Annotated in this window: 21 protein-coding genes; 9 read left to right on the top strand and 12 right to left on the bottom strand. The window is 68.0% G+C overall.

Features of this window, described 5'->3' with window-relative positions:
• Positions 1-2: 2 nt before the first annotated feature.
• The 3 genes from AAHG09_RS07605 to ftsE form a co-directional block, all read right to left on the bottom strand.
• A complete protein-coding gene (locus tag AAHG09_RS07605; protein ID WP_342106816.1) occupies positions 3-785 on the bottom strand; it encodes a YdcF family protein in 783 nt (260 codons plus the stop codon).
• A gap of 168 nt (positions 786-953) precedes the next feature.
• A complete protein-coding gene (locus tag AAHG09_RS07610) occupies positions 954-1,922 on the bottom strand; it encodes a cell division protein FtsX (RefSeq protein WP_342106400.1) in 969 nt (322 codons plus the stop codon).
• On the bottom strand, positions 1,919-2,611 hold the full coding sequence (ftsE, locus tag AAHG09_RS07615) for a cell division ATP-binding protein FtsE (RefSeq protein ID WP_342106402.1): 693 nt from the start codon (positions 2,609-2,611) through the stop codon (positions 1,919-1,921). Before ftsE ends, AAHG09_RS07610 begins: the two co-directional genes overlap by 4 nt.
• 182 nt (positions 2,612-2,793) lie before the next feature.
• On the opposite strand from ftsE, the gene AAHG09_RS07620 reads away from it, so the two are divergent.
• Together AAHG09_RS07620 and AAHG09_RS07625 are read left to right on the top strand one after the other, a co-directional pair.
• Positions 2,794-3,546, top strand: a complete 753-nt coding sequence (locus tag AAHG09_RS07620) for a zinc-ribbon domain-containing protein (RefSeq protein WP_342106403.1) — start codon at positions 2,794-2,796, stop codon at positions 3,544-3,546.
• A gap of 563 nt (positions 3,547-4,109) precedes the next feature.
• The gene (locus AAHG09_RS07625) at positions 4,110-5,015 is read left to right on the top strand and encodes a helix-turn-helix domain-containing protein (protein ID WP_342106405.1); all 906 of its coding nucleotides are present in this window, start codon (positions 4,110-4,112) and stop codon (positions 5,013-5,015) included.
• On the opposite strand, the gene AAHG09_RS07630 is transcribed toward AAHG09_RS07625, so the two are convergent.
• The 3 genes from AAHG09_RS07630 to AAHG09_RS07640 all read right to left on the bottom strand — a co-directional run bounded on the left by AAHG09_RS07630 (position 4,982) and on the right by AAHG09_RS07640 (position 7,095).
• Complete coding sequence (locus AAHG09_RS07630) at positions 4,982-6,142, bottom strand: glycosyltransferase family 2 protein (protein WP_342106817.1); 1,161 nt, start codon at positions 6,140-6,142, stop codon at positions 4,982-4,984. The two genes, AAHG09_RS07625 and AAHG09_RS07630, sit on opposite strands and share 34 nt — an antisense overlap.
• 112 nt (positions 6,143-6,254) lie before the next feature.
• Positions 6,255-6,662 (bottom strand): thioredoxin family protein, encoded by a 408-nt coding sequence (locus AAHG09_RS07635; protein ID WP_342106408.1) that lies wholly within the window; start codon positions 6,660-6,662, stop codon positions 6,255-6,257.
• 127 nt (positions 6,663-6,789) lie between these two features.
• The gene (locus tag AAHG09_RS07640; RefSeq protein WP_342106409.1) at positions 6,790-7,095 is read right to left on the bottom strand and encodes a hypothetical protein; all 306 of its coding nucleotides are present in this window, start codon (positions 7,093-7,095) and stop codon (positions 6,790-6,792) included.
• Between the two features lie 260 nt (positions 7,096-7,355).
• Here AAHG09_RS07640 and AAHG09_RS07645 point away from each other — a divergent pair, with 260 nt between their 5' ends.
• Positions 7,356-8,018 carry a TetR/AcrR family transcriptional regulator gene (locus tag AAHG09_RS07645; protein ID WP_342106411.1) on the top strand — a complete coding sequence of 221 codons (663 nt, stop codon included), beginning with the start codon at positions 7,356-7,358 and terminating at the stop codon, positions 8,016-8,018.
• A gap of 57 nt (positions 8,019-8,075) precedes the next feature.
• Positions 8,076-8,540, top strand: a complete 465-nt coding sequence (locus AAHG09_RS07650) for a DUF2852 domain-containing protein (RefSeq protein WP_342106413.1) — start codon at positions 8,076-8,078, stop codon at positions 8,538-8,540.
• A gap of 386 nt (positions 8,541-8,926) precedes the next feature.
• Here AAHG09_RS07650 and AAHG09_RS07655 read toward each other — a convergent pair whose 3' ends face one another.
• On the bottom strand, positions 8,927-10,618 hold the full coding sequence (locus tag AAHG09_RS07655; RefSeq protein WP_342106415.1) for a methyl-accepting chemotaxis protein: 1,692 nt from the start codon (positions 10,616-10,618) through the stop codon (positions 8,927-8,929).
• A gap of 594 nt (positions 10,619-11,212) precedes the next feature.
• Between AAHG09_RS07655 and upp the strand changes: the two genes are divergently transcribed.
• Positions 11,213-11,848, top strand: a complete 636-nt coding sequence (upp, locus tag AAHG09_RS07660; protein ID WP_342106417.1) for a uracil phosphoribosyltransferase — start codon at positions 11,213-11,215, stop codon at positions 11,846-11,848.
• A 47-nt stretch (positions 11,849-11,895) separates the two neighbouring features.
• Here upp and AAHG09_RS07665 read toward each other — a convergent pair whose 3' ends face one another.
• From AAHG09_RS07665 to kaiC, 4 genes are read right to left on the bottom strand one after another with little or no spacing between them, the layout of a single operon-like run.
• Positions 11,896-13,647, bottom strand: coding sequence for an ATP-binding protein (locus AAHG09_RS07665; protein WP_342106419.1), 1,752 nt, complete (start codon positions 13,645-13,647; stop codon positions 11,896-11,898).
• The gene (locus AAHG09_RS07670) at positions 13,644-13,907 is read right to left on the bottom strand and encodes a circadian clock KaiB family protein (protein ID WP_342106421.1); all 264 of its coding nucleotides are present in this window, start codon (positions 13,905-13,907) and stop codon (positions 13,644-13,646) included. Before AAHG09_RS07670 ends, AAHG09_RS07665 begins: the two co-directional genes overlap by 4 nt.
• Before the next feature lie 53 nt (positions 13,908-13,960).
• A complete protein-coding gene (locus AAHG09_RS07675) occupies positions 13,961-14,302 on the bottom strand; it encodes a circadian clock KaiB family protein (RefSeq protein ID WP_342106423.1) in 342 nt (113 codons plus the stop codon).
• Positions 14,299-15,987 carry a circadian clock protein KaiC gene (kaiC, locus tag AAHG09_RS07680; protein ID WP_342106425.1) on the bottom strand — a complete coding sequence of 563 codons (1,689 nt, stop codon included), beginning with the start codon at positions 15,985-15,987 and terminating at the stop codon, positions 14,299-14,301. Before kaiC ends, AAHG09_RS07675 begins: the two co-directional genes overlap by 4 nt.
• A gap of 213 nt (positions 15,988-16,200) precedes the next feature.
• On the opposite strand from kaiC, the gene AAHG09_RS07685 reads away from it, so the two are divergent.
• The 4 genes from AAHG09_RS07685 (at position 16,201) to AAHG09_RS07700 (ending at position 19,739) form a co-directional block, all read left to right on the top strand.
• Positions 16,201-16,824 (top strand): DUF938 domain-containing protein, encoded by a 624-nt coding sequence (locus AAHG09_RS07685; protein ID WP_342106426.1) that lies wholly within the window; start codon positions 16,201-16,203, stop codon positions 16,822-16,824.
• Between the two features lie 119 nt (positions 16,825-16,943).
• Positions 16,944-18,185 carry an ABC transporter substrate-binding protein gene (locus tag AAHG09_RS07690; protein WP_342106428.1) on the top strand — a complete coding sequence of 414 codons (1,242 nt, stop codon included), beginning with the start codon at positions 16,944-16,946 and terminating at the stop codon, positions 18,183-18,185.
• 122 nt (positions 18,186-18,307) lie between these two features.
• Complete coding sequence (locus tag AAHG09_RS07695) at positions 18,308-19,321, top strand: NAD(P)H-quinone oxidoreductase (protein WP_342106430.1); 1,014 nt, start codon at positions 18,308-18,310, stop codon at positions 19,319-19,321.
• Positions 19,322-19,433: 112 nt separating this feature from the next.
• Positions 19,434-19,739, top strand: coding sequence for a flagellar basal body-associated FliL family protein (locus AAHG09_RS07700; RefSeq protein WP_342106431.1), 306 nt, complete (start codon positions 19,434-19,436; stop codon positions 19,737-19,739).
• Positions 19,740-19,780: 41 nt separating this feature from the next.
• Here the strand turns inward: AAHG09_RS07700 and AAHG09_RS07705 are convergent, their stop codons facing one another.
• Positions 19,781-20,662 carry a 3-hydroxybutyryl-CoA dehydrogenase gene (locus AAHG09_RS07705; RefSeq protein WP_342106434.1) on the bottom strand — a complete coding sequence of 294 codons (882 nt, stop codon included), beginning with the start codon at positions 20,660-20,662 and terminating at the stop codon, positions 19,781-19,783.
• Positions 20,663-20,672: the final 10 nt, after the last annotated feature.

A 20,672-nucleotide genomic window follows, 5' to 3' on the forward strand; every position in this document is an offset into this window, starting at 1 on the left:
ATTCAGTCCAGACTGCGTCCGGTCAGGGGCTCGGCGACCATCTTCACGGGCTTGCCGCGCCCGATCAGGATCGCCGCCCGGGAGCGTTCGGGATCCGCTTCGAACCGGGTACGCACCCAGCTGGCCAGGAACTTTACATATTCGGAGGCGACGAGCCGTGCCGCCGGCGGGCTGCGCCACCAGCGATCGGCATCGAACGCCTCCGTGACGACCGGGTGCGGCAGGACGCGGTCGCTGTCCTGCAGGGCGTGGACCAGCTCAACGAGCGTGCGCGGCATGTGGTAGTTCGAGGTGACCACCGCCACGGTGCTGAACCGATGGGCCCGCATCCAGCGGCGGGTCTCGATCGCGTTCCCGATCGTGTTGCGCGCGCGGTAATCGAGATCGACGCAGCACGCGATCAGCGCACGCTGCGTCGGGTTCAATCGGGCGATCTCGTCGCGGCTGGTGCGCTCGTTGACCCCGGTGATGAGGAGGCGTCGCCCGTATCCGCCGGCCAGCAGGTCGATGGCATCGCCGATACGCTGCGCGCCGCCGGTGAGGGCCACGATCCCGTCGGCCCGATCGGACGGGGTCCGTTCCTGCCGGGCGAGGGCGCTGACGAAGATCAGGAAGCCGGCCACCAGGGCGACCGTCCCGAGGCCCGCTGCGAGGCCGAGTACCTGCAGGACGGAGGGGACGCGATAACGCCGCAAAGCGGGGCTGGCCGCCCGGCGTGGGAGACCCCATTCGTGCCAGGCCCAGCCGACAGCGTCGGTCTGGCGCGGATCCGGTGCGCACAGCATACGCGTGGTCATCCTCCGGAGGATCGGCTTCGATTGCGGCGGCCCGGAGGCGGTCGGGACGCTGACAACCACACCGCGACGATTCGGTTTCCAGATCGTAAACGCGCGGCCTGCACCCCCTGTATCCACCGTGTCGTTGTCTTCGCGCCGTGACAATGCCGTGGCCGGTCAGGCGAGGAACCGGCGCACCGTGATGCGCGAGACCACGCCGGTGACGAGCGAGGCGATGACGCCGATCAGGACGACGCTGGCGTAGCCGCGCAGCCCGATCTGGAAGGCGCCGAACAGCGCCTCGACCTCCTGTCCCGCCGGCCCCGACCGCGCCGCCCGGGCAAGGATCCCCAGGATCACGAAGGCCAGGATGGCGCAGCCCGCACCGATCGCGCCGCCGCGAAGCCCCAGGCCGAAGAATCGCCGCTGGAAGGCCTTGGCGATGTAGTCGTCGTCGGCGCCCACGAAGTGCAGAACCTCGACCACCTCGCGGTTGCTCGCCATGGCGCCCCGCGTGGCGAAGGTGACGGCGAGGCCCGTGGCCACCAGCACGAGGATCACGAGCCCGATCCCGATCCCCACGAAGGCGCCGGCCGCGGTCGAGAGCCGCTGGAGCCAGAGGGCGTGGTCGTCGAGGCTCGCGACACCGGGCAGCGCTTCGAGCAGCCCCGCCCGCAGCCGTTTCAGGTCGGCACCCTTGTTGCGGTCGAGCTTGAGGGCGATCAGCCGGGGCACCGGCAGATCCGACAGGTCGAGCCCGCTGCCGAGCCAGGGCTCCAGCAGCCGCTCGGCCTCGGCCTTCGAGAAGACCCGCGTCTCGGCGATACCGGGCTCCGAACGGGCGAGGCCGGCGGCCCGGGCCAGATCGGCCTCGACGTCGCGGCCGGGGCTCGGCCGGATCTGGATCGTGACCTCCTGGGCGACGTCGCCCTGCCATTGCGCGGCATTGGCTGCGACCATCTCGGCCGCGCCGGCGCAGAGACCGGCCAGGAAGGTCAGGATGGCGATGACCGCCGCGAGCGAGCGACCGGCCGCGGTATCGGTGGGAACAAGGGGCGCGTTGCGGCGCAGCTGCGCCGGCAGGGCCGGGGAGGGGGCGCCGGAGGTAGAGCCGGGTCGCGCCCGCGGGATCGCCTGTGTGCTCATTCCTCGATCCGCAGCCGGCCTTCGCCGAGCACCATTCGGCGGGCGTCGACCGCGTCCATGATGCCGAAATCGTGGGTGGCGATGACGACCGAGGTCCCGAGCTTGTTCAGCTCCAGGAACAGCCGGAGCAGGCGCCGGCCGAGACCCGGATCGACGTTGCCGGTGGGCTCGTCGGCGAGCAGCAGGTCGGGCCGTGCGATCAGCGCCCGGGCGATGGCGGCGCGCTGCTTCTCGCCGCCCGACAGGAGCGGCGGCAGGGCATGCATGCGCTCGCCGAGCCCGACCCAGCGCAGCAGCTCGACCACCTCGGCCCGATAACTCGCCTCCGTGCGTCCCTGGACGCGCAGCGGCAGCGCCACGTTCTCGTAGGTGGTGAGATGGTCGAGCAGGCGGAAATCCTGGAACACCACGCCCATCCGGCGCCGCAGCCCGGTCAGGGCCTTGGCCGAGATGCCGCTCACCTCCTCGCCGAAGACCGAGACAAGGCCGCGCGTCGGCCGAACGGAGAGCAGGATCAGGCGCAGCAGCGTCGTCTTGCCGGCGCCGGAGGGTCCGGTCAGGAACTGGAAGGAGCGCGGGGCGATGCGGAAGCTCACGTCCGACAGCACCTCCGGCCCGAGGCCGTAGCGCATGCCGACATTCTCGAACTGCACCACCGGCCGCTCGGCGCCGGGCAGCAGGCTCTTCATGCTCGCCTGTAGGTTCAAGGTCGTGCCGTGTCTCGTCGATCCCGCCCCCGGCAATCGCCGGGCCGGCGGGCGTTTTCAAGGCCTACCGGATTTCACGGCCGCTTAACCCTGTTCAGCGACACTTTCTCAATCGAATTCACTGTCCGGCCCCGGTTCGGCCGATCGATGCGAGTATGGTGCGTATGCTGATCGTCTGCCCGAGCTGCGCGAGCGCGTACGAAATCGATGCCGGCAAGGTCGGCATGGAGGGGCGCTCGGTCCGGTGCGCGGCCTGCCGCGAGACGTGGTTCATCACGCCAGCCGACGTGCTCGCCGGACATGAGGCGGAACTGGCCGCCGAGGCCGACCCGGTCGCCGACTCGGCCTGGAAGGAGGCGACCGATGCGGTCCGGGAGGCGACCGATCAGCCGGTCCCCGCCGTCCGGGCGCCCCGTTCCAGGAGCAGCACCGTGCGCGGCAAGGGCATCGGCGTTTCGCCGGCCCTGGCGTTCGGGCTGACGCTGCTCGCAGCACTCCCGCTCGTCTGTCTGGCGCGCACGACCGTGGTTCGTGCCGTGCCGCAGACCGCGTCCCTGTTCGCCCGGATCGGTTTGCCGGTGAATCTGCGCGGTGTCGCGATCCGCGACGTCGTGGCTGTCAGCCATATGGCCGAGGACGGCCGGCCGGCCGAGCTCGTGGTGGAGGGTGACCTCCTGGGTGTATCGGCCTCCGACGCCCCGGTCGCGCCGCTTCGCGCCGAGATACGCGACGCCGGCGGACGCGTACTCAAGACATTCCCGGTCGCGGCGCCGCGCGCTGTGCTTGGCCCAGCCGAAACCGCGCGGTTCCGCGGCTCGGTGACCAGCCCCCCCGCGGATGGACGCGCCATCGTGCTTCGTTTCGCCCGCATGGGATCGCCGCGGCTGGAGGCGCAGCTTGCACCGCAAAGCGACTGAGGCCCCAGCGAACGGCAACGTGACCGCTCGATACCCCAAACCGCGAACGGTCTTGAGCTAGATCTTCGATTTCGCTCGGTCGCTTCTGGCCTAAAGTCCTATAGTTCAACAGCAGATCTAATATACTGGATACATTATAAATATCTGGATTGTTACTTGGCGATCTCTCGGTGTTGCGGCTGTCGCCAACTTCAATCGGTAGCATGACGCTCTTTGCCGGCGAGTGGTGCCGAAACGTCGCAGATCGAATAGAAATCGGCAATATCCCGAGATACTGATTTCGCAATTCGGCCCGCGCTCGACAGGGGGGGGGATCAGATTTTGCAAACCAGGCCCGGCTGGTCGACTGGGCAACTCAAGGTTTTGCAAAATGTTGCTGTGGTGTTGCTATCCAGATGCGAATCGGTGATGTCGCTCAGGCCGTAACGCCGACGACATCTCATCGTCGGCTTCCGCTGTGAGGCTGGCCCGTCTTGAGCGCGAACAGAAAAGTCCCGATCTTCTTTGGAACAACAGACAGCGTGGAAGAAAAACGGGCGTTCGATTATTGGCGGAGCGCGGTCATGTCGAGCGTCGACCTCCAACGCCTCGATCTGGACAGACCTTTTACAGCCAGTCGCATGATGGCGCAGTCGCGGCACGGCGGCGTCTTTCACACGGTGAGCCGGCCCTACAGCCTCGAGCGGACGCCGACACATGTCCGCCGCGATGGCCGCGACGAGGTGGGCGTGATGCTCGTGCGCAGGGGTCGTGGCTACGTCGAGAACGGCCGGCACGGCAGTCTGTTGAGCGTCGGCGACATCGCTTTTCAGACCTGGGCTCAACCCGGCAGTGGAGGCGGCTTGACCGATTTCGATGAAATTCGCCTGCTGATCCCCTATGCGAAGTTCCAGTCTCAGATCGGCAACATCCGCGATCTGGCCGGCAGCAAGATCCCGGCAGGCCCCCTGAACGAGCTGTTCTCGTCGTATCTCCGGGCCTTCTCGGCTTCGGTTCACACGATGTCGGAGGCCGAGACCGACATCGCCATCGAGGGCGCGCTCCACCTGCTGCGGGGCCTGATCCATGGCCACACCGCGCCTGCCGGGCAGGACATTTCCGCGGGGGCTTTGCGCTCGCTGGCGCTGGCGCGGATCGAGCGATGTCTGCACGATCCCGCATTCGGCCCGGCCAATCTCGTGGCGGACCTCTGCGTCTCCCGCAGCCGGCTTTACGCGGCCTTCTCGGATGGCGGGGGGATCGCGGCCACGATTCGCAATGCGCGGCTCGACCGGGCTTACGAGCGGATCGTCCGGGCCCCCAAGGGGGGCGCCAAGATCGGGACCGTCATGGCGAGTTGCGGTCTGACGGACCCGGCTGCGTTCAGTCGCGCGTTCCGTGAGCGGTTCGGTCTCTCACCCCGGGATCTTATGGCCCAAAGCGAGAGTGGGTCCGATCAGGATCGGCCCCGTTCGGCATCCATGATGTGACGCCGCGGCGACGGCACCGCGATCCGCCTCAGAATCTGCGTCAGGGCCAGCGCCCCTCGGAGAACCGCGACGCCCGCCTGCGCGATGCGGATTTCCCGCGGCAGCTGGCGCGGGCCGATCGGGCGATAGGCGAGGCGCGGGCTTGCGCGTTCGGCATCCGCCACGGCTTGGCCGAGGGGCAACGCCGCGATCCGTCCGGCCTCCGCGGCGTCGATTCCGAGCCGCCGCGCCCAGGATAGATCCCGCGCGAGCAGGCCCTGACCGTGCTGTCGCCGGAAGCGGCGTCGCCACGCGTAGCGGCGCACGGCCCGGATGAACGGCTCCATCCGCGCGTCGCAGAGCGCGTCCGGCTCCTCGCAGCGCGCGCGGATCGTATCGGCGACGCCGCCGGGTGCACGCCCGGCGAGGCGGGCCGAGATGGTCACGCAAACGTCGGTCGCGTGGCGCACGCGCAGCCCGTGCTGGATCAGGCGGGCGATGAACGCGCCGTCCTCGCCCAGGGGGATCTCCGGCATGCCCCCCACCGCCTGGTAGGCCGATCGCGTCACGGCCAGCGTCGCGCCGATCGCGGTCCGATGGCACGGCCAGGGATCGTGCGGATCGGGGTCGATCCGGGCTTCCGCCTCGGTGATGAGGGCATCGTAGCGATCTTCCAGCCGCCCGCGGGCGGGCAGGGACGGCGGCAGCAGGGCCGCCTCGGCGGCATCGAGCTCGACGCGGCCGGCAACCGCGTCCGCCCCGGCGCGGATGGCCGCCCCATTGCGCGCGACCCAGTCCGGCGGCACCCGGCTGTCGGCGTCGGTCGACAGGATGATGCCGCCCGGCCGCGCCTCCCCGAGCCAAGCCGCCGCGGCATCCATGGCCCGGCGCCGCGCCCAGCCGGCATGCGCCCCCGCGAAGGTCTCGGTCAGGACACGGACCGGGATCGACAGAGCCGGCACCGTCGCGGCGACGATCGCCTCGGTCCGGTCCGTACAATTGTTGAGGAACAGGACGAGCCCGAGACTCCCGGGCGCCAGGCCAGCCTGCGCGTCGATGGCCCGCAGGCAGGCCGCGATGCGCTCTTCCTCGTTCCGCACCGGCACCGCGATGATCGCGTCCGGGATCGAGGCGTCTGAGGCTGGCACGCGCGTCACCGAATCGTCTCCGTCGGCCCCATCGGGTGGATCGGGGCCGACGGCGCTATGACCGATGCTGTCTGAACGAATGCGGAAGCACTGCGCGGTCGCGCAGGAGCCGTCAGAGCGTCTTCTCGACCAGCCCTTCGATCCATTCGGGCTGTGTCTCGCCTACGGACCGCCCGACTTCGGTCGCGCCCTTGTAGGCGATGAGCGTGCTCTGCATGCGCACGTTCAGGCGCTTCAGGAGCGGCTTCTGCGTGTCGAAGTCGATGTCGAAGATCTGAAGGTCCTTGAAGCGCGGCTCGTTCGCCAGCTTGGCGAGGATCGGACGCTGGGTCTTGCAGATCGGGCACCAGGGGGCGCTGACCTCGATCAGGATCGGCTTGCCGCTCGCCTGCGCCGCCTCGAAGGCGCGATCCGAGAACGGCATGGCTTCGCCCGCGGCGGCGGGCGCGACCGAGATGGCCAGGCCCGATCCCAGCGCAGCCAGCCAAGCCAGCGCGATGACGTGTCTGCGGGTTCTCATGATGCGCCTCTCCCAATCTTCAGATCGCCGTTGTCCCCGGCGCTCCGGCCTGCGTGACGCGGCCGAATGGGAAAGGTTGCTCTGACCCACTATGTCGGCAACCCCAAAGCGAGCTTTGCCGGTCACATCATCGGGATGAGGCGCCGGATGCGGCGTCGCGGTCCTCTGCAACCAGCGCATCGATATCCGCCGGCCCCACGGCGTCCATCGGGCAGCGGATCCGCAGGGCCCGGGTCGGCGCCCCCGCGCGCATCACGAGGACGACGGTCTCCATGTCGGGACAGCCGGGATCGGGGCAGCTGATCTCGTTCACCGCCAGGGCGTCGGCGTCGCCGAGACCGAGCGCTGCGATGAGATCCCGCTTCAGCTGGGCCGCGATCCCGGCGCGTTCCGCCGAGCGCGCACGCCATGCCTTGAGGCTGACGAAAGCCATATGCGAGGCGTGTCCTGTGACCAACGAGGGCCCGGCGCCGGAACGCGGTCAAGCGTGGCGCCGGCCGACCCGGTTGACCGTGCAGCCCGAGCCGGCGCCGGTCAAGCGGCCGTCGCGGCGCCCGATCCGCAACAAAGGGCGCGTTCGGTGGTAATGCCTGGCGTCGCCTCGCGAAATCCATCCGCCCCAGCGGTCTGCCCACTCGACAGCAAAGCGGATGTTCGGCGAGGTGCTCACGAGCGCGCAGAGGATATGGGATTTTGCGACCCTGGCGGGACGGACCGAACGACCGGCGGAATTATCATCACGGTAATCTGAAGGAGGCGCTGATCGAGGCCGCCCGCCGGTTCATCGCCGAGCGGGGGATCGGCGGCTTCACGCTGGTTGACGCCGCGCGCCTCGTCGGCGTGACCCCGGCCGCCCTCTACAGACATTTCCGCGGTCGCGAAGCCCTGCTGGAAGAGCTGGCCGGGCGCGGCTTCGCCGAACTGGCCGCCCGGCTGGCGCGGGCGCTCACGTCGCGCGGCACGCCGCTGGAGCGGTTCACCCGCATGGGGGAAGCCTACCTCGCCTTCGCCGAGGAGGAGCCCGCCTATTACGCCGCGATCTTCGAGACCCGTGGCCTAGCCGCCGCCGCCGAGCCCGACGAGGCGGGCGACGGCGCGAATACCGCGGCACGGCCGAGCCCCTTCGACCTGCTGGTCGAGGCGCTTCAGGCGACTTTCGCCGATGGGTTCGGCGGCGTCGCACCCCGCTTCATCGCCCTGGAGGTCTGGGCGCTCGCGCACGGCCTGGCCACCCTGTCGGCCGCCGGCCATCTGCCGCGCGGCCCGGGCTTTCCCGACAAGTACGAGCTGTTGCGGGCGGGCGTTCTCGCCCTGGTCCACGGTGCGGCACAGGGTCCGAGTCCGGCACGGTCTTGAAAGCGGCCTCGGGTGCCCGCATGTTAACCGCGTTCACATGAACAGCGGAGCCTTGCCGTGACCTCTCAAACTTCCTCCCCCTGGGCGACCGACAGGCTGAGCCGATCGGGCCCGTTCCCGCGCCGCTCGCTCGAGATCGGCGCGATTGTCGTCGGCTTCATTTACTGGTGGCCGGTCGGCCTCGCGCTGCTGGCCTGGAAGCTCACCGGCTATCCCGCCTTCGCCGAGATGCGCGACGCGGCGCGGCGGACCGTGTCCGATTTCGAGGGGCCCCGGCCGGTTTCCCGGTTCGCCCGCGCCTTCGAGGCGGCGAGCCGGCGTGACAGCTCCGGCAACGCGGCGTTCGATGCCTATCGCCGCGAGGAGCTCGACCGCCTGGAGGCCCAGCGGCGGGCCCTGGAGGAAGAGAGCCGCGCATTCGCGGCGTTCGTCGACGAGCTGAAGCGCGCCAAGGACCGCGAGCAGTTCGACGCCTTCATGGCCAAGCGCCGGAACAGCGGCGGCGAGGGCCAGACGGTCTGACACCGATCCGCGGGCGCTGCCGATTGCGCCCGCGGAGTTCATTCGCGTCAGCCCCTGTCCCGTCGGGGCTGACGCCAGCCCTTTTAAGGTGTTTAGTCGGGGCAGGGGCGAGCGCTTCTTGTGAACGAAATCAGGCCCTTCTCTCTTGCCTGCTTCAACGCGCGCGGCTGAGCCTTTAGCGCGGCCGTTCTACGCCCGAGCGGCTGATCCCGGATGGCGCGCTCCGAAACAGCATCGTCGAGGAGCGACCAAACCATTGCACGAGAAAGTGTTTTCGGATATAGCGCCGCGCCTGGGGGGCAGCGCTCCTACGCGATAGTACAGCTTCAAACACCTTAAAAGGGCTGGGGCTGACGCCTTCGAGCGGACGCGCCTAGCGGCCGATCTCACGCCGCCCGGATGCCGGCGAGGAAGCGCTGGACCTCCGCGGTGAGGCGCTCGGATTGCTGCGACAGCTCCGAGGCCGCGCCGAGGACCTGGTTCGCCGCCCGCCCCGTCTCCTCGGCGGCTTCGGCGACGCCCACGATGTTGCTGGTCACCTCACCGGTGCCCTGCGCGGCCTGCCCGACGTTGCGCACGATCTCCTGCGTGGCGGCGCCCTGCTGCTCCACCGCCGCCGCGATCGTGGTTGCCACGTCGTTGATCTCGCGGATCCGCACTGTAATCGTGCCGATCGCGCCGACCGCTTGGCCCGTCACGTTCTGGACTCGCCCGATCTGCTGGCTGATCTCCTCGGTGGCCCTGGCGGTCTGCTCGGCCAGCGCCTTCACCTCCGAGGCCACGACGGCGAAGCCCCGGCCGGCGACGCCCGCGCGGGCGGCCTCGATCGTGGCGTTGAGCGCGAGCAGGTTGGTCTGGCCCGCGATCGACGCGATCAACCCGACCACGTCGCCGATGCGTCCGACGGCGGCGCTCAGCTCCTGCACCAGCGCGCCGGTCTGGTCGGCCTCGCCGACCGCCGCGAGGGCGAGCTGCACCGAACCCTGCACCTGGCGTCCGATTTCCTGGACGGAAGAGCCGAGTTCCTCGGCCGCGGCCGCCACGGTGTTGACGTTGGCGCCGGCCTCCTCGGCCGCTGCGGCGACAGCGGTGGACTGGGCCGAAGTCTCGCCGGCCATGGCCGACATGGACCCGGCGGTGGACTGCAATTCGGTGGCCGAGGCCGAGACCTGTCCCACGATCCCGCCGACGGCGCGCTCGAAGCCGTCGGCCATCTCCCGCAGGCCGATCTTGCGCTGTTCCTCCGCGGCGACGCGCGCCTGCGCGGCCTCGACCTCCAGGGCACGGGTCCGGATCAGGTTGTCCTTGAACACTTGGACGGCCTCGGCCATGGCGCCGATCTCATCGTGCCGGCCGATATGGGGGACCTGCGTGGCGGTCTCGCCATCCGCGAGCTTCGACATCACGGCGGTCATGCGCTGGATCGGTTGCGAGATATACAGGAAGCCGAAGGCCGCTGCGCCGAGAGCCGACGCGATCGCGAGACCCATACCCACCAGCGCCGTCACGGTCGCCGAGTTTGCGCCCGCCATCGCGTCCCCCGCATCGCGCGACGCCATCTCCTCGTCATGCGCAACGAGACGCGTCAAAGCCCGACGGGCGCCGTCGTCGATGGCGACGACGTCGGGTTTGACCAGGAGATCCATCGCCTCCTGGGATCGTCCGGCTTCCATGAGGCGGCGCGCTTCATGATCCACTTGCTCGAAGTTGGACCACGCTTCCGAAAAGGCGTCGTAGAATGTTCGCTCCTCGCGGGTGACGATCAGCGGCTCGTAGAGCTTTCGCACATCGCGCAGGCGTGCGTGCGTCGCCGCAAGGTTGGTTTCGTTCTCGGCCCGCTTCTCCGGTGTGCCGGACAGCAGGATCAATCGGTATTGCTTGATCCGAACTTCGGAGACCGCGACTTCGATGGCGCTGATCTTCTCGACGGACGGCAGCCAGTTGGTCGCCAGCGTCGTGGTGGATTGGCGTATCGTGGCCGCATCGCGGAGCGACAGGCCCCCCTGTCCGGCTGAGATCAGCGCGAGCAGACCGAACAAAATCGTCAACGTTGCTCTGAGGGAGAGATTCAGGGGCATGGCGCGTTCAGTTTGCCTGCTGCGGGACTGCGTGGCGGAAGCCAAATGCGACGCCCAATTAATCCAAGGATCTGAAACGGCAAGCCGAACCAGTGCCTCGGTAATAAGTTATATTTTGCAACATTCAGACGTAATGAAACTTAATCGATTGTTCTTGCATCGAGATACGGCCAATCGGTTGAATTCTAAATTTCTATAAATGACATCGAATGACAACGATATGGATTTTGAAAAATCTTTCGCTTGATTAAAGATTCAAAATCTTGACCGTAAAATCATACTTGGCAGGTCTGTCTGCGCAAGAATACAAAATGATTTGAAATATTGCAGTGGAATAGATGAACATTACTAGGCAGGGCCCTGTTAATAAAGTTGGTCGCTGCGATAAGCTATTTATTTTGGTGCGTGTTTACGCAGGCGAGTCCCGATCGCCGGTCGTACCCCGGCTCATCGGGACAAGAGGTCCGGACCATGATCCCCGGTGCGCATGCACGACGCTGCGCGCGGCCGTTGCACGCCGGATGAGCCAAATTGGAAGTTGCGCGCCGACCCATGGTCCTGCATCTCTCACGGGCCAGGGCGAAGGGGAGGGCCATGCCGATGGGTCAGGTCACCGTGGTGGATCACCCGCTCGTTCAGCACAAGCTCACCTACCTGCGCGACAAGAATCGCTCGACCAAGGGCTTCCGCCAGATCCTCAACGAGATCGGCATGCTCCTGGCCTACGAGGTCACCCGGGATCTGCCGCTGGAACCCGTGACGATCGAGACGCCGATCCAATCGATGGAGGGCCGCCAGATCCAGGGCAAGAAGCTGGTCCTGGCGCCGATCCTGCGCGCCGGCGTCGGGTTCCTCGACGGGATGCTGTCGTTGGTGCCGTCGGCGCGGGTCGCGCATGTCGGCCTCTACCGGGACCCGGAGACGCTCGAAGCGGTCGAATATTACTTCAAGGCGCCGTCGGATCTGGCCGACCGGACGGTGCTCGTCCTCGATCCGATGCTGGCCACCGCCAATTCGGCGATCGCGGCCCTCGACCTCCTGAAGGCCCGGGGGGCGTCCGACCTGCGCTTCGTCTGCCTGCTCGCCGCCCCGGAGGGACTGGCCAAGTTCCAGGCCGCCCATCCCGACGTGCCGATCTGGACTGCGGCCATCGACAGCCACCTGAACGACCACGGCTACATCGTTCCGGGTCTCGGGGATGCCGGCGACCGCATGTACGGCACGCGGTAAGTCATTTCACATCTGCGCAAGCCCCAAGGCCATCCTGTCGGATGGCGCTACCGTTTCCGGCCGTCGCTCCGTCTGCGTCCCACCACCTTGCCCAGCACCCGGGCCAGTTGCTCGACCGAATAGGGCTTCTGGATCAGGTCGAAGCCGTGAACGCCCTCCTGGGCGAGCACGTGGCTGTAGCCCGAGGTGAGCACGACGGGCAGATCCGGCAGGCGCCGTTCCAACGTGCGGGCGAGTTCGATCCCGCCCATGCCGGGCATCACCACGTCGGAGAACACCGCGTCGAAGCGGAACGGGATCTTCTCGATCTCCGCCAGCGCCTCCTCCGCGTTCGTCGCCCAGACGGTGTCGTGGCCCAGATCCTCGAAAATCTGCGTGGCGAACCGGCCGACGTCGAGATTGTCCTCGACCACGAGGATGCACAGTTTGGTGCCGTCGAGATCGCGCTCGTCGCCAACGCGCGCGTCGGTTGTCTCAGGGGGCGTCTCGACCTGCGGCAGATAGAGCGTGAAGGTCGTGCCGATGCCGGGCTTGCTCGCCACATCGACGTCGCCCCCCGATTGCTTGGCGAAGCCGAAGACCTGCGACAGTCCGAGCCCGGTGCCCTTGCCGATCTCCTTGGTCGTGAAGAACGGCTCGAAGATGCGTGGCAGCACCTCCGGGGCGATCCCGATTCCGGTATCGGCAAGGGATACGGCCGCGAAGGTGCAGCGCGAGCCGGCATGGCCGCGGATCGCCGGCATCGGGCGTCCGCCGAGCAGCCGGAGGGTCAGGGTTCCCTCGCCGCCCATGGCGTCACGGGCGTTCACCGCCATGTTGATCAGCGCAGTCTCGAACTGGCTGAGATCCGCCCGGATGTAGCAGGGCTCGTCCGGGATCCGGGCATCGACGGTGATGCGCGCGCCGGTGACCGAATCGAGCATCTCCGCGACGGCGCGTAGCGACTGGCCGATATCGAATACCTCCGGCCGCAGCGCCTGGCGGCGGGCGAAGGCGAGCAGTTGACCGGTGAGCTTGGCGGCCCGGTCGACCGTGTCGGAGATCGCCTCGACGTAGCGGCGCCGCCGCTCCTCGGGGAGGTCCGGGCGCTTCAGCAGATCGGTGGACGACTTGATGACGGTGAGCAGGTTGTTGAAATCGTGTGCCACCCCGCCGGTGAGCTGGCCGACCGCCTCCAGCTTCTGCGACTGGCGCAGGGCTTCCTCGACCCGCTCGCGCTCGACGCTCTCCAACTGAAGGCGGGCATGGGCCTCCGCGAGGGCCTGCATACTGCGCCGCTGCTCGGTCAGGTCGGTCAGGATCCCGCAGAGCAGGGGGTCGTCGACCTGCTGTTCGAGGCGGCTGAGCGACAGGAAGGTCGCACGCTCGGCTCCCTCCGCGGCGACGAGCTCGATCTCCTCACGGACGGGGGAGTCCATGGCGGTACGCACCAAGCCGTCGAGGTCGGTATCGCCGCGGACGAAGCTGTGAAGCGACCGCCCGACGAGCCGCTCCTGGGGCTCGCCCAGCATGTCGGCCAAGCGCCGGTTGCAGTACAGCAGGGTGCCGTCGAGGCCGAGGGTGAAAGCCCCCTCCTGGATCTGCTCGATCAGGACGCGATACGGCCGATCGGCGTTCTCCAGCGTGTAGACGAGACGCTCGTGGTTCGGGCCCTCCACCACCACGGCGTCGAAATCGCCCCGCCGGATCGCGGCGAGCGTCTCCTCGCTCTCCTCCAGACGCGCTTCGAGTTCCCGGATATGGGCGCGATACGCCTCCGGGCTCGGTTCATCGCCGGGCAGCAACGCGTCGACGCTCATCGCTGCGCCTCGGCGGCAGGTTGGATGTTGAGGCCGACCAGAACGCGCTCCGCATCCAGAAGGTCGCCGGCGATGCGGCGCTCCGGGAGCGGGGCGATCCTCAGCAGGATCGGGGCCGCCAGGATCCGATCGCGCTCGGCGAATTCGGGCTGCTGATAGATGTCGACGATCTCGAGTTCATAGCGACCCGCCAGATGCGCCTCGCAGATCCGGCGCACGGATTCGACCGCGCGCAGGGACCGCGGCGCGGTTCCAGCCACGAACAGCCTCAAAAGATAGCGATCCGCGGCGTCTGAGGCGTCGGCTGCCGCACTCAAGACTCGTCCGCCCGCAAGCGGATATCCAGGCCGACCAGAACCTTCTCGGTGTTCGACAGATCACCGATGATCCGTTTCAGCGGGGAGGGGAGACGGCGAACCAGGGTCGGGATGGCCAGGATCTGATCGCCGGCGGCGAGCTGCGGGTTCTTCAACAGATCGATGACCTCGATGTCGTAGCGGCCCGCGAGGTGCTGTTCGCAGAAGCGCTTGAGGTTCGCCATCGCGGCGACGGATTTCGCCGTCTGGCCGGCGACGTAGAGGCGCAGATGATAGTGGCCGGGATCGCGGTCGGGATCCGTGTCGGGCGCAGGCCCGTCCGAGGTTGTTTCGCTCATGTCGCAGCACTCCGCCGTGCGATCAGCTCCCGCCGCTCATCCTGTTCAATCGCCGACCGCGATTTGCTTTCCGCGCGCAGTCGCGTTTCCTCGTCCTCGGCGGCTTCCAGGCTGGCCCGCAGTTCCTCGAGCTGCCTGTCGATGGCCGCCCGGCGACGTGTGACATCGCGCAGCCGCCGTTCGTTTTCCTGCAGCCGCAGCCGCGTCTCCGCCTGCTCGCGGGCCTCCTGAACCACGCGGGCCGTGCCCGTGAGGACGCCGGCCGTACCGATATAGGCGTCGATCAGGTAGAGTCCGCCGGACGACATGAGAAATTCGCGGATCTGGTTGGAATGGCCCATGCCGCGTGCCTTGATCACGTAGAGCGTCCGGGTGCGCTCGCCGTTTGCCTCCATGTTCTGGAGCTTGATCCAGGCATCCATCAGCGAGGACACGCCGAGGTCGTTGTCGTCGACGAGGGAGCCGTCGCTGCGCAGGGTCGTGAAGATCGCTGTGATCCCGCGGCTCTTGATCAGGTCGATCATGCGCAGGAGCGCGGCCTGCAACTCGCTGGACGGCCCGCGCAGGGCCGAGACCGGGGCGATGACCACCAGATCCGGCCGGAACCGGTCGAGGTCACGGTGCATCCGGGCGAGGTGCGTTTCCAGGCCGTGGAGACTCGGCCGCGCGGCTTCGAAGCGCAGCAGACCGCTCTGCACATGGGTGGACAGATCGAGCCCGACCGAGCCTGCGTTGCGCGCGATCTGCGCGCCGCTCTCTTCGAAGGCGAAGACGAGGCAGCGCTCGCCGCGCCGGCACGCGGCCTCGACCATCGAGGCGGACAACAAACTCTTGCCGGTGCCCGACGCGCCCGAGATCAGGATGCTGGAGCCGCGATAGAATCCCCCCGGGCCCAGCATGGCGTCGAGCCCGGCAATGCCGGAGGAGATCAGGCCGGTCGGTCCCGCATAGTCGAGCTCGGCCGAGGTCACCGGCAGGACGCTGATCCCGGCATGATCGATCAGAAACGGGTACTCGTTGGTGCCGTGGGGCGAGCCGCGATATTTGACCACGCGCAGGCGCCGCGTGCTGATCTGGTCCTCGACGCGGTTGTCCAGCAGGACGACGCAATCGGAGACGTATTCCTCCAGCCCCTGGCGGGTGAGCTGGCCCTCGCCGCGCTCGCCGGTGATGACCGCGGTGAGCCCGCGATCCTTGATCCATCCGAACAGCCGGCGCAGCTCCGCGCGCAGCAGCGACGGGTCGGTGAAACCCGCGAACAGGGTCTCGATCGTGTCGAGGACGACGCGCTTGGCGCCGATGCTGTCCACCGCGAAGCCCAGGCGGATGAACAGGCCTTCGAGGTCGTACGCGCCCGTCTCCTCGATCTCGCTGCGCTCGACGCGCACATGATCGATGGCGAGTTTCCCGGCCGCCATGAGCCCGTCGAGGTCGAAGCCGAGCGATGCGACGTTGGCGGCGAGATCCTCGGCCCGCTCCTCGAAGCTCATGAAGACGCCGGGCTCGCCGTAGCGCGTCGCGCCGTTGACCAGGAAGGTCGTGGCGAACAGCGTCTTTCCGCAGCCCGCCGCACCGCAGATCAGGGAGGGTCGCCCGGCGGGGAGGCCGCCCAGGGTCAGATCGTCGAAGCCTTCGATGCCCGTTGGCGCTTTGGGCAACGTCGGAGCGGCGCGTTGGTCTTGCACGATGCGGACTGTCCTGGACGGCTCGGGCGGAGGACGGGGCTGGAGCCGTTTGCAATCTGGAGGCGTGCCAGCCATCACCGGTAACCCGTAGGCCGGGTCGACGATCGGCACGGACCGGGTATGGCAACGCTGCCCGCGGTGCAATACGCGCGGCGCGCCGACACCCTGCGATCGCAAGATGCTGCGTCGCCCGCAATCCCGAAGAGGTCCGTGATGCTGGACTGGGAAAACGATCAGGATGCCCTGACGGCGCCCGCCGTGGCCCGCAATCGGGACGCGATCCTCGACGTTCTGCGTCGCGTGCTTCCCGCGCGGGGCACCGTCCTCGAGATCGCCAGCGGATCGGGTGAGCACGCGACCCACGTCGCCGCGGCGCTGCCTGGCCTGACCTGGCTGCCGAGCGATCCTGAGGCGGAGGCGAGGCGCAGCGTCGTGGCCCACACACGGCGGACCGGCCTCACGAACGTCTTGCCGCCCCTCGCCCTCGACGCGCGCAAAACCTCCTGGCCGGTCGACCGCGTCGACGCGATCGTCTGCATCGACATGATCCACATCGCCCCCTGGTCGGCAACGGAGGGCCTGATGGCGGGTGCCGGGCGGATCCTGGCCGGGGGCGGTCTCCTGTTCCTGTACGGTCCGTTCCGCGAAACGGGCCGGCACACTTCGGACAGCAACGCTGCGTTCGATGCCTCCTTACGCGCCCGCGATCCGGATTGGGGCGTGCGCGACCGCGAAACCGTCACCGCGGAGGCGGCACGGCATGGGCTGATCGTCGCCGAGCGCGTGGCGATGCCGGCCAACAATCTGAGCCTGATCTTCCGCCGCGCGGAGAACTGATCGTCCGATCGTCACGCATTCGCGATACTGTACATTGAATTCAGGCGTGCGGATGTTGCACACTCAGGCCGTGATCCCGATGCGGCGGTAAAAGCCGCACGGGCCGCAGGAGGAAGCCCATGCCGATGGAACGCAGCGTTTCGAGCCGGGCCCTGGCCCTGCTCGCAGTGGCCGGACTGGTGGGAGCGGGACCGGCGCAGGCCGCCGACCCGATCAAGATCGGGGTGATCGCGGAGGCGCAGTCGGTGGTCGGCGCCTCGATCCCCCAGGCGGTGCAGCTCGCCGCCGATGAGATCAACGCCAAGGGCGGCGTCGATGGACGGCAGATCCAGGTCGTCACCTACGACGACAAGTCCTCGGCCTCCGATGCGGTGCGGGCCTTCCAGCGCGCCGTGTCCGAGGACAAGGTGAACCTCGTCATCGCGAGCTACATCTCGGAGGTCGTGCTGGCGCTGATGCCCTGGGCGGCCCGGCTCAAGACGCCGATGATCACGCCCGGTGCGGCCTCGAACGAGATCAGCCTCGCGGTTCACAAGGACTATGCGCGCAACAAGTACACCTTTCACGGTTACCTGACCTCGGCGGCCCTGGCGCAGTCGATCTGCGACTCGACCAAGGACATGCTGATCGACCTGATGAAGGTGAAGACCGCCGCGATCATGAGCGAGGACGCGGCCTGGACCCGCCCGCTGGACGTCGGCTACGAGAAGTGCCTGCCCGAGATCGGCGTGAAGGTCGTCGATCACATCCGCTTCTCGCCGGACACGGGGGATTTCACGCCGATCTACAACAAGATCGAGGCGTCCAAGCCCGACCTGATCGTCACCGGCATCTCGCATGTCGGCGTGCAGCCGACCGTCCAGTGGCAGAACCAGCAGGTGCCGCTGGCCATGACCGGCATGAACTCGCAGGCGACCTCCTCAACCTTCTGGTCGAACACCAACGGCGCGACGCAGGGGGTGATCTTCCAGAGCATCGCGGTGCCGGGTGCTGCGATCACCGGCAAGTCGCTCGCCTTCAGCGACGCCTTCAAGAAGCGGTTCAACAGCGATCCGTCCTACGCGGGCTACATGGCCTACGATCAGGTCTATTACGCGGCCGATGCCGTGAAGCGCGCCGGCACCACGGAGGCCGACAAGCTGGTCGACGCCCTGGAGAAGACCGACTGGGAGGGCACGGTCGGCCGGACGCAATTCTACGGCAAGGACGATCCCTTCACCCACTCGATCAAGTACGGGCAGGGCTTCGTGACTGGGCTGATGGCCCAGTGGCAGGACGGCAAGCAGATCGCGGTCTGGCCGAAGAACCTCGCGCAGGGGCAGATCGTGCTCCCCGCCGCGGTGAAAGCGGCGGCTCGATAGTCTCCGCGCCCGGAAAGGCGCGCTTGGCGAGTCCCTCTCTTGCCAAGCGCGGCCATTGCCGCAATCAAGACGGTCCGCGTCCGCTGGGCGCGGGCCGGAAACGCATGCGTTGAGGACGCCTGATGGCCAGCACTGCCCTGCCCGAGACCATGCGCCAGATTCGCTACACGGGCGCGGGCGGCCCGGAGGTGATCGCGGTCGAGACCGTTCAGCTGCCGAGCCCTGGGCCGGGTCAGGTGCTGATCGAAGTGGTCGCGGCGGGCGTGAACCGCCCCGACATGATGCAGCGCGCGGGCCTCTATCCGCCCCCGCCGGGCGCGACCGAGGTCCCGGGCCTCGAAGTCGCCGGGCGCGTCGCGGTGCTGGGCGAGGGCGTCCAAGGACTGTCGGTCGGCGACGAGGTCTGTGCCCTGGTGATCAGCGGTGGCTACGCCGAGTTCGCGGTGGCCGAGGCCGCGCACTGCCTGCCCCGCCCGAACGCCGTCTCCCTGGTGGATGCGGGCGGCCTGCCGGAGACGTTCTTCACCGTCTACTCGAACGTGGTCCAGCGCGGCCGCCTCGCTGCCGGCGAAAGCTTCCTCGTCCATGGCGGATCGAGCGGCATCGGCGCCACCGCGATCCAGATCGCCAAGCATGTCGGCGCGAAGGTCTTCGCCACCGCCGGCTCGGCCGAGAAGTGCCGCTTCTGCGAGGAGCTCGGGGCCGACGCCGCGATCGATTACAAGCAGGCCGATTTCGCCGAGGAGGTGAAGCGCCTCACGGATGGACGCGGCGTGGATGTCATCCTCGATATGATCGGCGCGAGCTATCTAGCCCGGAACCTGAAATCCCTCGCGCCCGACGGCCGGCTGGTCATGATCGCCCTGATGGGCGGCTACAAGGTCGACGGCCTCAACATCACGCCGATCATGCGCAACCGCCTGACCTTCACGGGCTCGACCCTGCGGCCCCGCCCGAAGGCCGACAAGGCCGCGATCGCCGAGGGCCTGCGCCGGGATGTCTGGCCTGAGCTCGATGCCGGCCGGATCCGCACCGTCACCCATGCCACCTTCCCGCTGGAGAAGGCGCAGGAGGCGCATGCGCTGATGGAATCGAGTGCCCATCTCGGCAAGATCCTGCTGACCACGGGTCGCTGAAGGCTCTCCGACAGGAACCGGCTTCGCCGGCCCCGCGTTGGCGGCCGGTAACGGGATCGTGTCGCAGACCGCGCCTCCGCGTGTTGCGTCCGGCAGACGAGGATGTGTGCAGATGGCCGAGAAGTTGAATCCGCAGGAAGGTCGGCAGGGCGAGCGCGGCAAGCCCGTGCTGTGGGTGCTGGTGGCCAGCCTCGTTCTCCTGGCGATCGCGACCGTCGGGCTGCTGACCTGGAACGGCGCCAATTCGCCGAAGGATTACGCCAGTCAGAGCCAGGACGCGTCGCGTCGGGAAGTGACGGGCTCGGTCAATGGCCAGTCTGGCGGTGCCTCGACGTCGAACAGCACGGCTGTCCCGGGGGGCAACCCGTCCTACCCGCAGCCGGCGCAGCAGAATGCGAACGGCGGAACTGCGAAGTAAGGACAGATGGGGCGGCCATCGTGCCGCCCCGGCGCCGACGATCAGCGGGTCGGGATCGGCGTCGGCCCGCGGTAATCGTAGAAGCCGCGCTTCGCCTTACGGCCGAGCCAGCCGGCCTCGACGTATTTCACCAGCAACGGGCAGGGGCGGTACTTCGAATCCGCGAGCCCCTCGTAGAGAACCTGCATGACGGACAGGCAGGTATCGAGGCCGATGAAGTCGGCCAGCTGCAGCGGGCCCATCGGATGGTTCGCGCCGAGCTTCATGGCCGTATCGATCGACTCCACCGATCCGACGCCCTCGTAGAGGGTGTAGATCGCCTCGTTGATCATCGGCAGCAAGATGCGATTGACGATGAAGGCCGGGAAATCCTCCGACATCGTCGAGGTCTTGCCCAGCTTGGCGATGAAGGCCTTGGCGGTCTCGTAGGTCGTGTCCTCGGTGGCGATGCCACGGATCAGCTCGACGAGCTGCATCACCGGCACCGGGTTCATGAAATGGATGCCGATGAACTTTTCCGGCCGGTCCGTCGCGGCGGCGAGCCGGGTGATCGAGATCGACGACGTGTTGGTGGCGACCAGCGTCTCCGGCTTGAGGGACGCGCACAGCGACGAGAAGATCTCGCGCTTGGTGGCCTCGTTCTCGGTCGCGGCCTCGATCACGAGGTCGGAGGGGCCGAGGGCATCGAAGTCCCGCGCCGGGTTGATCCGCGCCCGGGCCTCGTGGCTGTCCGATTCGGACAGGGTCCCCTTGGAGACGAGCCGGCCGAGATTGCTCTCGATCAGACCGAGCCCATTCTCCAGGCGGGCCGGATCGCGGTCGTTCAGAAGGACGTCGAGACCGGCCGCAGCGCAGACCTGCGCGATGCCGCTGCCCATCTGGCCCGCGCCGATGATGCCGACCCGCTTGATCTCCATGCCCATTGACCGACCT

Source organism: Methylobacterium guangdongense (assembly GCF_038442355.1).
GTDB lineage: Bacteria > Pseudomonadota > Alphaproteobacteria > Rhizobiales > Beijerinckiaceae > Methylobacterium > Methylobacterium guangdongense.